This window comes from Roseomonas mucosa ATCC BAA-692, from assembly GCF_000622225.1.
GTDB classification, from domain to species: Bacteria; Pseudomonadota; Alphaproteobacteria; order Acetobacterales; family Acetobacteraceae; genus Roseomonas; species Roseomonas mucosa.
The window spans coordinates 276354-289697 of record NZ_JHWD01000001.1 but is presented as its reverse complement, the minus strand read 5'-3'; the positions used below and the strand labels follow the sequence as shown (position 1 = coordinate 289697).

The window sequence follows — 13344 nt, the reverse complement described above, 5'->3', positions numbered from 1 at the left end:
AGCCCGGCGGCGTCAGTCGTGCGCGGCGTCCATCATGTGCCGCGCCGACAGCAGGGCCTGGAGCTGCGCGGCGCGGCCCTGCAACCCTTCGATCAGCGGCAGGGTCTGGGCGACCTCCCGCAGGCGCCCCATCTGTGCCGGGCAGGCATGGAACCGCTTCTCCTCCACATGCGGGAGCAGCGCATCCACCAGCAGCGCGACGAGGCTGCGGTAGCGCGCGGCCGTGCTGGCGCCCGGCCCGGCCCAGGCCGGCGCCGCGCCCCACCAGAGCACGTCCAGCAGCCGCTCCGGCGGCGTGGTGGCGAAGACCGCGCCGGTGACGGCGGTGACCGCGGCCAGCAGGGCCTGCTTCACCGTTCCCGGCGCGCCCTCGGCACCATCCACCACCTGGCGCAGATGCCGCAGCTCCTGCGTCAGCACCGCATCGGGCACCGCGCCGACGCGGGCGCCGACCATGGTGCCGCTCCGGTCGGTGAAGCCCTGTGGCGCCTCCAGCGCATTGACCAGCGGGTGGTACTCGTAGAGGCCGCTCCAGTCGAACTGGCCGCGGTAGAAGGATTCGTCGTAGCCCTTCGGCACGCCCAGGAAGCGCAGGCCGACATCGCGGCCGCTGCGCCGGATCTGGAACAGCGCGAGATCCAGCGTGTTCACCGGCCAGCCGAGATCCACCGCGCTCCAGAAGCCATCCACCGGCCCCTCGCCGGCCAGCGCGGCGGCATTGACCAGGAGATGCGTCGCCTGCCGCAGGTTCTGCACGTTGAAATGCCGGTCCGGCCCGTGCAGGCCGATCATTCCGGCCTCGATCCCCGCCTGGATGTCGGCGGCGATGATGCCGTTCTCCAGCACATGGGTGAAGCGCGTGACGGCAAAATGCGTCGCCTCCGCCCCACCTGCCCGCCCGGCCGCGGCATGGCGGGCGGCGCGCATCCACTGCGCCTCGGCCAGCTTCTTGGTGGCGGTGTAGACGTGGTCGGTCACATAGGCGAAGCACTTGCCGGTCGAGGAATAGACCGCCACCCGCACGCCATGGCGCTGGCAGGCCTCGATGACGTTGCCGCTGCCGAAGACATTGGTTTCCACCGCCTCGCGCACCACGGCCTCGGCTCGGCCGGGCTCGCGGATCGCGGCGAGGTGGAAGACCACGTCGGGCCGCGCCTCGCGGAAAGCGGCATCGAGGGCCGCCATGTCGCGGATATCGGCGGTGATGCCGGTGCCCTCGCCATGGTGCGGGGCGATATCGAGGTTGAACAGCGCGGCAGGCCCGAAGCCTTGCAACAACTGGCGCAGCCGCGTGCCGACGGAGCCGGAACCGCCGGTGACCAGGATCCGGCGCCCGGCCAGCCGCGCCGCCGCCGCGTCGCGGTGCAGCTCCACGTTGCGGGTCATGGCGAGTTCCAGCGGGTCCTCGTCCAGCCCGCCCTCGGCTGCCCTGGCGGCCAGGAGACGGCGCGTCAGGACCTTCAGGGCCTCCGTCGTCGCCGCGTCCAGGCCGGCGCGGCCATCGGGCGCCAGGGCGATGATTTCTTGAATCAGGTCAGCGCTGCTTTGCGGCATCGAATCAATCGCCCTGCTGGAGCAACGTGTCATGCACAAGGACAGTGCGGCACGAAGACTTTGTAACGCTCAGTTTCCGCAGTGCAGCATACATGGTCTCACCAAGTAAAGTCGTATTAATTAGATTTAGGGAATCGCACGAAACCGGGCGGACACAGCGGCCATTAACCGGGATCATTCCCAAAATGATCTTCACTTTCCCGTTTTCTGGGATAAAAAACCTTTCTCCGGCCGCGTTTCCGCGACCGGAAGCGAAAGGCGGATCGTCAGGCCTTCGGCCCGGTCCAGGCGGAGAAGCCTTTCTCCAGGTTGAACAGCCGCCCGGGATCGTAGCCGGCCGTGGCCAGGGCGCGGATGACAGCCGCGCTCCGCATGCCGGACTGGCAGTAGACCAGCACGTCGCGGTCCCGTGGGATATCGCCCAGCACGCCGGCGGCGGCGGTGCCCTGTTCCCGCAGCGCGCCGATCGCCTCGTCGATCAGCGGCTTGGGGATGCGCAGGGCATCCGGCAGGGTCCCGCCCATCCATTCCGGCGGATTGCGGACGTCGAGCAGCACCATCTCCGGCCCCGCCTCCAGGCGGGCCAGGGCCTGGGCGGCGGAAAGCCCCTGCCCGACCACGGGCGCGGAGCAGACCATCTGCACCTCCCGCAGCACGATCTCGGAACGCGGCTTGCTGCAACAGGGGCAGTCGGGCGCCTTGGCCACGGTGACGGTGCCGAAGCTCAGGTCCAGCCCGTCATAGACCAGCATCCGCCCGATCATCGGCGTGCCGATGCCGGTGAGCAGCTTGATCGCCTCGGTCGCCTGCAGCGCGCCGATCACGCCCGGCAGCACGCCCAGCACCCCGGCCTCGGCGCAGTTGGGCGCGAGTTCGGTCGGCGGCGGCTCGGGGAAGAGGCAGCGGTAGCAGGGGCCGACCCGGGCATCGAAGACGCTGAGCTGCCCGTCGAAGCGCAGCACGCCACCATAGACGTTGGGGATGCCGAGCCTGGTGCAGGCATCGTTGACGAGATAGCGCGTCGGGAAGTTGTCGGTCCCGTCGATCACCACGTCATAGCCGGCGATCAGGTCCAGCGCGTTGTCCACGGTCAGGAAGACGTCGTGCCGCTCGATCACCAGGTCCGGGTTCAGGTCGGTCATGCGCGCGGCGGCGCTTTCCGTCTTCTGCCGGCCCAGGGTGGAATAGCCGTGCGCCACCTGGCGCTGGAGGTTGGTCTCCTCCACCACATCCGGGTCCACCAGCCCGATGCGGCCGACGCCCGCGGCGGCGAGGTAGAGGGCGGTGGGGCAGCCCAGCCCGCCGGCGCCGATCAGCAGCACGCTGCCGGCCTTCAGCCGGCGCTGCCCCTCGATGCCGAATTCCGGCAGGATCAGGTGACGACCGAAGCGCCGCAGCTCCGCGGCGCTGAGGTCCGGCAGCGGAGCATCCGCGAGGCGCGCGCTCATCCGCCGGCGATGCTCGCCAGGATGCGGATCTCGTCCTTGCCGTCGACCGGCGTGTCCAGCCCGTTCAGCAGGCGGATGTCCTGCCCGTTCTTGAAGACCATCACGAAGGGCCGGAGCCGATTCGCGGTGAAGAGATGGCCCCGCATCTCCGGCAGGTCGTCCACCAGGCTGTCCAGCACCGACTGGACGGTGTCGCCCTCGACCGTGACCTGTGCCTGCTGGGCTGTGTATCGGCGGAGCGAACTCGGCACCAGGATAACCGGCATGGAACCCCTTTCGGAACGTGCCAGGGTCCCTGCCGGCCGCTGCACGGCTTCCGGCGGCGACGCCTCGCGGAGAGGCGCCAGGGCCACCGGCATTCATGCCGGGCGGGCGGGGACCCAATGATCAGAAGCACCTATAGAGCGACGGCGTGTCGAAATCTGCAACCAAAATCTCGATTAAATTGACACATAACCACTTGATACGAATTAAGAATAATTAACGACGCCGTCGCTCCGGGTCATCCATGGCCCGGTTCAGGATCGGCCCAGGGTCCTCACATTCGCCGCGACACGGCGGCGGACGGGGGCCATCGCGGCATTGGCGATCTGCCGCGCATCGGCACCCTGCAGCGCCTTGCGGCCCGCATCCATCCAGCCCTGGGTGAAGGCGCGCTGCTTCTCCAGCGCCATGGCCGTCAGGGCCGGGGCGGCCGTGGCGGGTTCCGCCCAGAGGCTGGCCGAACGGAGGGTGAAGACCCACCCGGCCTGCCAGGCGAACAGGCTCCAGCGTGTCATCTCGGCCAAGGCCCCGATGGGGTCCGCTGGGTTCGGTGCGATTTTGGGCATGGGAGCCTTCCTACAGGTTCGGCTACAGCGCCGCCAGGATCGTTTCGGCCTTGCTGGCCTCGAAGGCGCCCGGAGCCTCGATCCCCACATGCGCCACCTTGCCGTCGCGGGCGATCAGGGCGAAGCGCTGGCAGCGCACCCCCATGCCGCGGGCGCCCAGGTCCATCTCCAGCCCCAGCGCGCGGGTGAAGGCGGCGGAACCGTCGGCGAGCATGGCGATCTCCTCGCCCAGGCCCTGGTCGCGGGCCCAGGCGGCCATGACGAAGGCGTCGTTCACCGCCATGCAGGCGATCGCATCGACGCCCTTGGCGCGCAACGCCTCCGCCTGCTCCTTGAAGCCCGGCAGGTGGCGGGCGGAGCAGGTGGGGGTGAAGGCGCCGGGGACGCCGAACAGCACCACCGTCCGGCCGGCGAAGAATTCCGCGGTGTCCTGCTCCTGGGGTCCGTCCGGGGTGGCGCGCATGAGCCTGACCGAGGGGATCGTGTCGCCGGGCTGAATGGGCATGGGCTTCCTTTCCTGCGGGATGCGCCCCGATGGGACTGTGGGGCGCCTGTGCGGATGCGGCGCGAGCGGAGCCGGGCTGTCAAGCGCCAGCCCCCCGGCGAAGCTGTGCCGCCAGCCTTCCGGAACCGCCCGGAACGCCGCCCCGGAGGCGCCTTCGCCCGCATCCGCCAGGACCGTGCTGAAAACACGATGGCGGAGACGGCTTGTCGCCACAGGCCGCTTGCGGGCGACCGGGGAGCCCGCCACATTCAGGGGCGATGGCGAGGCACGCACGAGACGACGACACCCCCGATTTTCCCGAGGACGCGCCCGAGGGAGGCAAGGACACGCCTGCCCGCCGCCCGGCCCGGCGGCGGAGCCGGAAGGACCGCGACCAGGGCATCCGCCTGCCCGACAGCACCTCCCTGACCGGGCAGGTCCTGATCGCCATGCCCAGCATGCAGGACCCGCGCTTCGCCCGCAGCGTGATCTGCCTCTGCGCCCATTCCTCGGACGGCGCGATGGGCATCGTGCTGAACAAGGCCATCGAGAACCTGTCCTTCGACGACCTGCTGAAGCAGCTCGACGTGGCGCCGGTGCCGCCGCAGCGGCGCATCGCGCTGCATGCCGGCGGGCCGGTGGAGGGCGGGCGCGGCTTCGTGCTGCACACGGCGGACTGGTCCAGCGAGGGCAGCCTGCAGGTCGATCCCGAGCTGGCCCTGACGGCGAGCGTGGACATCCTCAAGGCCATCGCCGGCGGCGGCGGGCCGCGCCGGGGCCTGCTGGCCCTGGGCTATGCCGGCTGGGGACCGGGGCAGCTGGAGGAGGAGCTGCAGCAGAATGCCTGGCTCAACGTGTCCCCGGACGAGGCCCTGATCTTCGAGGAGGAGGAGAACGACGCCAAGTGGCGCCGGGCGCTGGCCAAGCTCCGCGTGGACCCGCTCCTCCTGGTGAGCATCGCCGGGCGGGCCTGACCGCGCCAGGGCGGGCCGCTGCGCGGCATCCGGCCCCGGCCCGTTCCGCCACACCCGACAGGAACCGGCGCCGCCGCGGGCCGATGACACCCCGTTCATGTTGTGCGGCCATGCCAAACGTGGAAAACCCCCGTCCCCGGGGGGGCATTCCTGGGAGGGAGCCACGCTCCTTGCCCCCCTCCCGCCCCTGACGTGCCCCTGACATGAAGGAGCCGCGCCGCCCCATGGCCCTCGCCCCACGCCGCCCCGTCCTGTCCCTGCTCCGTGACTTCCTGGACCACAGCGCCTCGGGCGGCCTGGTCCTCATGGCTGCCGCCGCCCTGGCGCTGATCGTGGCCAATACCGGCCTGGCACCGGCCTATTTTCACGCGCTGCACGCCTATATCGGCGGCCTCAGCCTGCTGCACTGGATCAATGACGGGCTGATGGCGGTCTTCTTCCTGCTCGTCGGGCTGGAGATCAAGCGCGAGATGCTGGACGGCCAGCTCGCCAGCTGGGGCCGCCGCACCCTGCCCGGCATCGCCGCCCTGGGCGGCATGGCGGTGCCGGCGCTGATCTATGTCGGCTTCGCCCATGGCGATCCGGAGGCGCTGCGCGGCTGGGCCGTGCCCGCCGCCACGGATATCGCCTTCGCCCTGGGGGTGATCTCCCTGCTGGGGCAGCGCGTGCCGGCCTCGCTGAAGATCTTTCTCGCGGCCCTCGCGATCCTCGACGACCTCGGCGCCGTGGTGATCATCGCGATCTTCTACACGGACAGCCTGTCGCTGCTGGCGCTGGGCGCCGATGGCGTGATCCTGGTGCTGCTCTTCCTGCTCAACCGGGCCGGGACACGGCAGCTCTGGCCCTATCTGCTGCTTGGCGCGCTGCTCTGGTTCTTCATGCTGCAATCGGGCGTGCATGCCACGTTGGCGGGCGTGCTGCTGGCGCTCTGCATCCCCCTGCGCCACCGCCCGGGCGGCGCCGACGACACGGCGAACTCGCCGCTGCACCGGCTGGAGCACGGGCTGACCCGCTGGGTGAACTTCCTGATCCTGCCCATCTTCGGCTTCGCCAATGCCGGCGTCTCTTTTGTTGGTATGAGCCCGGAGGCCCTGCTCGGCCCCGTCTCGCTCGGCGTCGGGCTGGGCCTCTTCATCGGCAAGCAGATCGGTGTCTTCGGCGGGGCCTGGCTGGCCGTGAAGCTCGGCGTGGCGGAACGCCCGGCCGGGGCGACATGGCCGCAGATCTACGGCACCGCCCTGCTCTGCGGCATCGGCTTCACCATGAGCCTCTTCATCGGCCTCCTCGCCTTCCCCACCCATCCGGAAATGCAGGACGCGGTGAAGATCGGCGTGCTCGGGGGTTCGGTGGTCTCCGCCCTCTGCGGCGCCGCCCTGCTGCGCGTCACAGGACGGGCGCTGGATGCGCGGGGCGAGGCGGTCCGGGTCTCCTGAGGCGCCGCTCCCCTGACCCGGGGGCAAGGCCCTGCCCCGCCCCCGATACCCCCGCTCCGTCAGGACCCTGAGCGTCCTGGGCCTCCTCTCCGTGGGCATTCGCCGAATCCGCGCGGCGCCCGCTCCAGGCGGGGTCCCGGGGAGGTGCTTGCCTCCTTGAGCGGAGAGGGTGTGGGAGAGGCAGCACCGGATCAGGCGCGGCGCAGGTTCCACAGGTACGGGTTCGGCCCCTGCAGCACGCCGGAAAGATCGGCGCGGAAGCCGGTCTGCAGCACGAAGATGCCGGTGGGCGCGAAGGGCACGCTGTTCCAGCTCGTCTCCTGCACGCGGCGGAGCGCCAGGGACTGCGCCTGGGCATCCGGGGCATAGAGCCAGTGGTCGATTGCCTCCTCGGTGGCCGGGTCCTCGGGCCAGCCGAACCAGGCCTTCTCCCCATTGCCGCGGATGGCGAAGTTCACCGCCGGGTTGGCGATGGAGCCGGAGGGGGCGTTGGTGGGCAGGATGTTCCAGCCGCCCTCGCCCGGCTTCGCCTTGCTGGTCCGGCGGGCGAGCACGCTGGCCCAGTCCGTCTCCACCAGATCCACGTCGAAGCCGAGCTGGCGCATCAGCTGCGCGGCCAGTCGCCCCTGCGGCGCGATGGCGGCGAAGTCGGAGGCGTTGATGATCACCACCTTCGCCCCCTCCACCCCGGCGGCGCGGATGATCTTCCGGGCCGATTCCAGGTCCGGCGCCACGGGCGCATGGCTCTCCACACCCGGCAGGGTGCAGGGGAGCATGGCATGGCATTCCGCCCAGTCGCCCGGGGCGGCGACGGAGGCCATGAAATCCGGCTGCGCCACAAGGTCGCGCACGGCGCGGCGCACCTCCGCCTTGTTGAAGGGCGGGTGCAGATGGTTGAAGCGCATGATCCCGAGGAAGCCCATCGGGTCATAGACCTGGAAGGCCAGCCTCGGGTCCTGCTTCAGGGACGGGATCAGGTCCGGCAGCGGGTATTCCACCCAGTCCACCTCCCCGGTCTTCAGCGCCGCCGCCGCGGTCGCGCCATCGGGGATGATGTGCCATTCGAGCCGGTCGAAATGCACCAGCTTGCCGCCCGAGGCGCCGTCGGCGGGCTCGGCGCGGGGCACGTAGCGCTCGTTGCGGGCATAGGCGACGCGGCTGCCGCTGTTGAACTCGTCCGGCAGGAAGCGCCAGGGGCCGGAGCCGGTGATCTCGGTGATGGGCTTGTCGCCCGGCGTCTTCGCGATGCGCTCCGGCATGATGAAGGGCACCACCGAGGCCGGCTTGGCCAGGGCATAGAGCAGCGCCGGGAAAGGCCGGTGCAGGCGGATCGACAGGGTGCGGTCGTCCGGCGCCGTCCATTCCGCCACGCTCTGGCGCAGGATCTGCCCGAACTGGTCGCGCGAGGCCCAGCGTTCCAGCGAGGCGATGCAGTCGCGCGCCCGCACCGGCTCCCCGTCATGAAAGCGCAGCCCCTCGCGCAGCCGGATGGTCCAGCGCTTCCCGTCCTCGCTGGTCTCGTGGCCTTCCGCCATCTGCGGGTGCGGCCGCAGCTTGGTGTCCGTGGCGTAGAGCGTGTCGAAGACGCAGAAGCCGTGCGTGGTGCTGATCGTGGCGCTGAGGAAGACCGGGTCCAGCACCGTCAGCGCCGCCTGCGGTACGAAGCGCAGGGTGCGGGCACGGGTGGCGCCGGAATTCCCCCCCTGGGCCAGGGCCGGGCGGGCCAGGATGGGGGTGGCCAGGATGGGTGTGGCCAGGATGGGGGCGGTCAGCCCGGCCTTCAGAAGGTCACGTCTTTGCATGCGGGAAGTCCTCTCTCGCTGGTCCCTGGATGCGAGGCGAGGTGCAGGGCCACGGCGCCTGCCGGGGCGCCCGGCGGGGCAGGACGTTCCGGAAAGGGCCGCCCTTCCGTGGCATGAGGTGCACCGATCCCTTCGCCGGTCCTAACCGGGGCAGGTTCCAGGGGTCGCGGGCCGCCTTGCCCGCCTCTCAGCCCGGTATGGGCTCCCCCCGATGTCCGCCCCAGCTATGGGCCAGGGGCGGAACGGCGGCAAGACGCCCGCGCCGCGACGGCGGAGCGATCCTTTGCGCCACCCCCTGGAACCGCCATGGCAGCGGGGCCTATGCTGCGGGCAAAGCCCGACAGGCAACGAGGAAACCGACGCCATGGATGCCGTGACCCAGCCGCCCGTGATCCGCCTGCATCCCGAGGACGGGGTGGTGATCGCGCGCATGGTCCTCCCCCCCGGCACCACCGTCGCCCCCGGGGTGCGAGCGGAGAAGCGCATCCCCGCCGGCCACAAGGTCGCCATCCGCCCGCATGCGAAGGGCGAGGCGGTGCGGCGCTACGGCCAGGTGATCGGCTTCGCCACGCGCGACATCGCCCCCGGCGAATGGGTGCATGTGGAGGAGATCGCGATGGGCGACTTCTCGCGCGACTATGCCTTCGGCGCCGACCTGAAGCCGACCGAATATGTGCCCGAGCCCGCGACGTTCCTGGGCATCCGACGGCCGGACGGGCGGGTGGCGACGCGCAACTATGTCGGCATCGTCACCAGCGTGAACTGTTCCGCCCATGTGGCGGAGCTGATCGCGCTGGCCTTCCGCCGCAACCCGATCACCGGCGAGGACCCGCTGGCCGCCTGGCCGAACGTGGATGGCGTGGTGGCGCTGACCCACAAGACCGGCTGCGGCATGGCGCAGGGCGAGCCGCTGTCGCTGCTGCGCCGGACCATCGGCGGCTATGCGCGGCACCCGAACTTCTCGCATGTCGTGGCCATCGGCCTGGGCTGCGAGGTCAACCAGATCGGCGGGATGATGCAGGAGCAGCGCCTCGCCGACCGGCTGCGCAGCATGGACATCCAGGAGATGGGCGGCGCCCGCAAGACGGTGGAGGCCGGCATCGCCTTCGTGCGCAGCGTGCTGGACGAGGCCAATGCCGTGCGGCGCGAGCCGGTGCCGGCGGGCGAGCTCTGCGTCGCCCTGCAATGCGGCGGCTCGGACGGCTATTCCGGCATCTCCGCCAACCCGGCGCTGGGCGTGGCGAGCGACCTGGTCGTGCGCCATGGCGGCACGGTGATCCTGAGCGAGACCACCGAGACCTATGGCGCCGAGCACCTGCTGACCCGCCGCGCGGTGAGCCCCGAGGTCGGGCAGAAGCTGGTGGACCTGATGCACTGGTGGGAGGACTACACCGCCAAGGAGGGCGCGGAGATCAACGCCAACCCTTCCCCCGGCAACAAGGCCGGCGGGCTGACCACCATCCTGGAGAAGAGCCTGGGCGCCATGGCCAAGGCGGGCCACACGAACCTCGTGGAGGTGTACCGCTATGCCGAGCCGGTGGCCGCCAGGGGCTTCGTCTTCATGGACACGCCGGGCTACGACCCGGTGGCGGCGACCGGGCAGGTGGCAGGCGGCGCCAACCTCGTCTGCTTCACCACCGGCCGCGGCAGCGTCTTCGGCGCCAAGCCGGCACCCAGCCTGAAGCTCGCCACCAATTCCGCGATGTACGAGCGGATGCAGGACGACATGGACATCAACTGCGGCACCATCCTGACCGGCGAGGAAACGGTGGAGCAGTGCGGCGAGCGGATCTTCCGGCAGATCCTGCGCGTGGCCAGCGGCGAGCGGACCAGGAGCGAGGAATTCGACTTCGGCGCGGCGGAGTTCGCGCCCTGGCAGATCGGCGCGACGGTCTGAGGAGCGGGCGGCGGCCTTTCCTGGTCGCGTCCCGCTTTGCGGTTGCCCACCGGGGACCGGAGCCGGCTCCCGAACCCCGGAGTTTTCATCGGTTCCGGAGGATGCCCTACATCTCGTTCAGCCGGATCGAGCCCTGGGCGACCCGCAGCGCCCAGGGCAGCGGCAGCAGGCGCGAGGCCAGCACGATCAGCGAGGCCCGCGCCCGGCCCTTCAGGCTGCGCGCGGCGGCCGCGGCGGCGAGTTGCGCGGCGAGGCCAGGACCCCGGCGCCCCTCCATCCGCGACAGCAGCCCCTCCAGCGTCTGGATGCGCCAGTTCCGCGTGGCCCAGCGGGTTTCCTGCGGCTCCAGCCGGAGTTGCCCGGCCGTGCTGGACAGGCGCTGCACGCGGGTGCGGTAGCCATCGAGCCACACGGCGATGTTGGCCCGGTTCAGCCCCTTCACCGCATCGCCGAAGGAGCGGCCATGAACGCGGTAGAAGGCGACCGTCCTCTCCGCCACCGCCACCCGGCCGAAGAGGGGCACCGAATCCATCAGGTAGGTGTCGGCGCCGATGCCCTGGACGGTTTCCGGCAACGGCATGATCCGCTCCAGCACGTCGCGGCGCCAGGCATTGCCCGAGGTCGGCGCCGAGACGACGGCGCCCGGGCCGGTGGCCAGGATGCGCGCGCCGAGATCGCCCTGCGGCGCGCTCCGCCCCGGCAGGCGCCGGCCGAGCTCCTGCCCCTCGGGGCCCACCACCGTCATGTAGCCCTGGGAACGGACGACGGCCGGGTCGCGGAAGGCGTGCAGATGCGTCAGCACCGCATCGGGGGCCAGATAGTCGTCGGCGTCGAGGAAGATGACGATCCCGCCGCGGCTGGCGGCGAAGCCCTGGTTGAAGGAGGAGATCTGCCGTCCTTCCTCCTTCAGGATGACGCCGATCCGGTTGCCGTAGCCGGCGATGATCTCGCGTGAGCCGTCGCTGGAATAATTGTCGACCACCAGCACATCCAGGCCGAAATCCCGGCCCGCGCCCTCCTGCTCCAGCGCGCTGTCGATGCACTGGCGGATATAGGCCGCGTAGTTGTGGCTGGTGATAATGACACTGACATGGGACCCCGTGGCCCGGCCCGTGCCCATCCACGCAGCCGCCGTCGCAGCGCCCCCCTGGGAGGCATCTGCGCGGGGGATGGCCAGCCGGTCTTTCATCGGGCCTGCTTTCTGCACCGACCTGCCCTTCTTCCAGAGTAGCGGCCGAAAATTACCCGAAAGCCATATTAAAAAATAGTTCATTCCAATGAAAAGGAGACAGGCGGATGCGTTCCCGCATCCGCCCGCGCTCCGGCCGGGAAGGCGATCAGCGGGCCGGGTTGGCCGCGTTGAACTTGTCGATCAGGGTCGAGGCCGCGGCCACGCAGGCCTGGGTCGACTCGTTCTCGGCGCAGCGGATGCTCATCTCGGTGCCGTTGCGCTCGATCCGGAAGGACGCGGCGCGCGAGGGCGGCGGGCCCATTGGCCGCATCATCGGCGGGCCGCCGCGCCAGCCATGGTGGGGGCCGGGGCCACCCTCGGGCCCGCCCGGGCCACCGGGTCCACCAGCCCCCTGGGGCCGCTCGGCCTGCGGGCCGCCCGGAGGCGGCGGCGGGGTCTGGGCGATGGCCATGCCCGCCGCGCCGAAGAGAGCCAGACCGGCGCCGAGAAGCAGGATCTTCTTCATGGGAAATCCTCACCGTGTTCCTACGGCAGGTCGGCGATTCCCGACCCATCCGTGGAATCGGAAATAAGCACCCTCATCTCTTCTGTCCCGGCCAAAGTTGCGACAGATTGTTTCTGTTCCGTTCTACGTAAACACCCTGGATTTCCCATGCGGCTTTTCGAGGAAATCTTTGCCTTGCTTTCGCCATGCCAGGGAGTTTGCTTCGTCACGACATGAGAGCATGGTCATGCCCAGGATTGAAGCGAAAGCATGCCCACCCGCGTTCATGCCGTCACCTCAAGGGAGCAGCAGACGGTGAAACACCGGATCACGGCCCATACGATGGCGCTGGGTCTCGGACTGGGGCTGGCGCTGGGCGTCGTGGCGCCCGCCTCGGCGGCCCCCGGCTACGCCACCGGCGATGTCAACCTGCGCGCGGGGCCCGGCACCGCCTATCCGCGTGTCGCCACGATCGGCGCCGGGGCACCGCTGGAGATCTTCGGCTGCCTCGACGGCTACAACTGGTGCGATGTCGGCGCCGGCGGCATGCGGGGCTGGGTGTCCGGCAGCTACCTGCAATATGCCTATCAGGGGCGGCGGGTGCTGATCCCGGAATACGGGCCACGCATCGGCGTGCCGATCGTCACCTTCGACTTCGGCGACTACTGGGGCCGCTACTATCGCGGCAGGCCCTGGTACAGCCCACATGACCGCTGGGGTGGCCCGCCCCCGCTGCCCTACCGCCCCGGCCCGCCGCCGGGCCCGCCGCCCGGCTGGTACGGGCACCCAGGCGGCGGGCCCGGTGGTGCGGGCTGGGAACGTCCCGGGCACCCGCCCGGTCCCGGCTATGGCCCCGGGCCCGGTGCCGGCCCCGGTGGCGGCCCCGGCCCTCGCCCCGGCCGCCCACCCGGGCCGGAATGGGAGCGCCATGGCCCCGGGGGACCGGATGGGGAGCGCCGCGGCCCTGGCGGGCCGCCGCCCTACTGATGCGCCCCGCGCGTGGGGCAGGTCCTCGCGCGCGGCAGGCGATCCTGGCTCTTGCCACGCCCGCTCAGGAAAAGGTCCTGGGTTCCGCGCGGTCCGCTCTTGCCCGCTCCCCCTGACGGCCGGCTGCCAAGGGCGGCCCCCCGGGTTGCGCCCAAAGATCACGCCAAGCGGCCATCCCGGGCCGGCGACCTCGCGCCTGGGTTCCGGCCGGCAGTTCCGCCCCTGGCCCGTCCCTGCCCCGACTCTCCCTCCCCGGCTC

General features: G+C 70.7%; 12 protein-coding genes and 1 riboswitch. Of the genes, 4 read left to right on the top strand and 8 right to left on the bottom strand.

What is annotated here, in order from left to right; genetic code table 11:
- Positions 1–12: 12 nt before the first annotated feature.
- From BT98_RS0101375 to BT98_RS0101355, 5 genes are all read right to left on the bottom strand, one after another.
- Positions 13–1554 carry a polysaccharide biosynthesis protein gene (locus tag BT98_RS0101375; RefSeq protein WP_019461308.1) on the bottom strand — a complete coding sequence of 514 codons (1542 nt, stop codon included), beginning with the start codon at positions 1552–1554 and terminating at the stop codon, positions 13–15.
- 266 nt (positions 1555–1820) lie between these two features.
- Positions 1821–3002, bottom strand: coding sequence for a molybdopterin-synthase adenylyltransferase MoeB (gene moeB, locus BT98_RS0101370; RefSeq protein ID WP_019461307.1), 1182 nt, complete (start codon positions 3000–3002; stop codon positions 1821–1823).
- Positions 2999–3268 (bottom strand): MoaD/ThiS family protein, encoded by a 270-nt coding sequence (locus BT98_RS0101365; protein ID WP_026033223.1) that lies wholly within the window; start codon positions 3266–3268, stop codon positions 2999–3001. Before BT98_RS0101365 ends, moeB begins: the two co-directional genes overlap by 4 nt.
- Before the next feature lie 252 nt (positions 3269–3520).
- A complete protein-coding gene (locus BT98_RS0101360; protein WP_019461305.1) occupies positions 3521–3832 on the bottom strand; it encodes a hypothetical protein in 312 nt (103 codons plus the stop codon).
- Between the two features lie 22 nt (positions 3833–3854).
- On the bottom strand, positions 3855–4337 hold the full coding sequence (locus BT98_RS0101355) for a peroxiredoxin (protein ID WP_019461304.1): 483 nt from the start codon (positions 4335–4337) through the stop codon (positions 3855–3857).
- Between the two features lie 257 nt (positions 4338–4594).
- Between BT98_RS0101355 and BT98_RS0101350 the strand changes: the two genes are divergently transcribed.
- Both BT98_RS0101350 and nhaA read left to right on the top strand, forming a co-directional pair.
- Positions 4595–5290: a YqgE/AlgH family protein gene (locus tag BT98_RS0101350; protein ID WP_019461303.1), complete on the top strand. Its 696-nt coding sequence runs from the start codon at positions 4595–4597 to the stop codon at positions 5288–5290.
- Between the two features lie 224 nt (positions 5291–5514).
- Positions 5515–6723, top strand: coding sequence for a Na+/H+ antiporter NhaA (nhaA, locus tag BT98_RS0101345; RefSeq protein ID WP_019461302.1), 1209 nt, complete (start codon positions 5515–5517; stop codon positions 6721–6723).
- Between the two features lie 191 nt (positions 6724–6914).
- Here the strand turns inward: nhaA and BT98_RS0101340 are convergent, their stop codons facing one another.
- Positions 6915–8525 (bottom strand): ABC transporter substrate-binding protein, encoded by a 1611-nt coding sequence (locus BT98_RS0101340; RefSeq protein ID WP_019461301.1) that lies wholly within the window; start codon positions 8523–8525, stop codon positions 6915–6917.
- A 109-nt stretch (positions 8526–8634) separates the two neighbouring features.
- Positions 8635–8744, bottom strand: a riboswitch (TPP riboswitch).
- A gap of 145 nt (positions 8745–8889) precedes the next feature.
- Here BT98_RS0101340 and BT98_RS0101335 point away from each other — a divergent pair.
- Positions 8890–10422, top strand: a complete 1533-nt coding sequence (locus tag BT98_RS0101335) for a UxaA family hydrolase (protein WP_019461300.1) — start codon at positions 8890–8892, stop codon at positions 10420–10422.
- Positions 10423–10528: 106 nt separating this feature from the next.
- Here BT98_RS0101335 and BT98_RS22805 read toward each other — a convergent pair whose 3' ends face one another.
- The gene (locus BT98_RS22805) at positions 10529–11542 is read right to left on the bottom strand and encodes a glycosyltransferase family 2 protein (RefSeq protein WP_019461299.1); all 1014 of its coding nucleotides are present in this window, start codon (positions 11540–11542) and stop codon (positions 10529–10531) included.
- Positions 11543–11759: 217 nt separating this feature from the next.
- On the bottom strand, positions 11760–12119 hold the full coding sequence (locus BT98_RS27555; RefSeq protein WP_019461298.1) for a hypothetical protein: 360 nt from the start codon (positions 12117–12119) through the stop codon (positions 11760–11762).
- A gap of 249 nt (positions 12120–12368) precedes the next feature.
- On the opposite strand from BT98_RS27555, the gene BT98_RS28335 reads away from it, so the two are divergent.
- The gene (locus BT98_RS28335) at positions 12369–13085 is read left to right on the top strand and encodes an SH3 domain-containing protein (protein WP_019461297.1); all 717 of its coding nucleotides are present in this window, start codon (positions 12369–12371) and stop codon (positions 13083–13085) included.
- Positions 13086–13344 lie beyond the last annotated feature (259 nt).

Coding starts and splice junctions, on each gene's coding strand:
- BT98_RS0101365 (WP_026033223.1), bottom strand. CDS start 3,268: ATGCCGGTTATCCTGGTGCCGAGTTCGCTCCGCCGATACACAGCCCAG.
- BT98_RS28335 (WP_019461297.1), top strand. CDS start 12,369: ATGCCCACCCGCGTTCATGCCGTCACCTCAAGGGAGCAGCAGACGGTG.
- BT98_RS27555 (WP_019461298.1), bottom strand. CDS start 12,119: ATGAAGAAGATCCTGCTTCTCGGCGCCGGTCTGGCTCTCTTCGGCGCG.
- BT98_RS22805 (WP_019461299.1), bottom strand. CDS start 11,542: ATGGGCACGGGCCGGGCCACGGGGTCCCATGTCAGTGTCATTATCACC.
- nhaA (WP_019461302.1), top strand. CDS start 5,515: ATGGCCCTCGCCCCACGCCGCCCCGTCCTGTCCCTGCTCCGTGACTTC.
- BT98_RS0101360 (WP_019461305.1), bottom strand. CDS start 3,832: ATGCCCAAAATCGCACCGAACCCAGCGGACCCCATCGGGGCCTTGGCC.
- moeB (WP_019461307.1), bottom strand. CDS start 3,002: ATGAGCGCGCGCCTCGCGGATGCTCCGCTGCCGGACCTCAGCGCCGCG.
- BT98_RS0101375 (WP_019461308.1), bottom strand. CDS start 1,554: ATGCCGCAAAGCAGCGCTGACCTGATTCAAGAAATCATCGCCCTGGCG.
- BT98_RS0101340 (WP_019461301.1), bottom strand. CDS start 8,525: ATGCAAAGACGTGACCTTCTGAAGGCCGGGCTGACCGCCCCCATCCTG.
- BT98_RS0101350 (WP_019461303.1), top strand. CDS start 4,595: ATGGCGAGGCACGCACGAGACGACGACACCCCCGATTTTCCCGAGGAC.
- BT98_RS0101335 (WP_019461300.1), top strand. CDS start 8,890: ATGGATGCCGTGACCCAGCCGCCCGTGATCCGCCTGCATCCCGAGGAC.
- BT98_RS0101355 (WP_019461304.1), bottom strand. CDS start 4,337: ATGCCCATTCAGCCCGGCGACACGATCCCCTCGGTCAGGCTCATGCGC.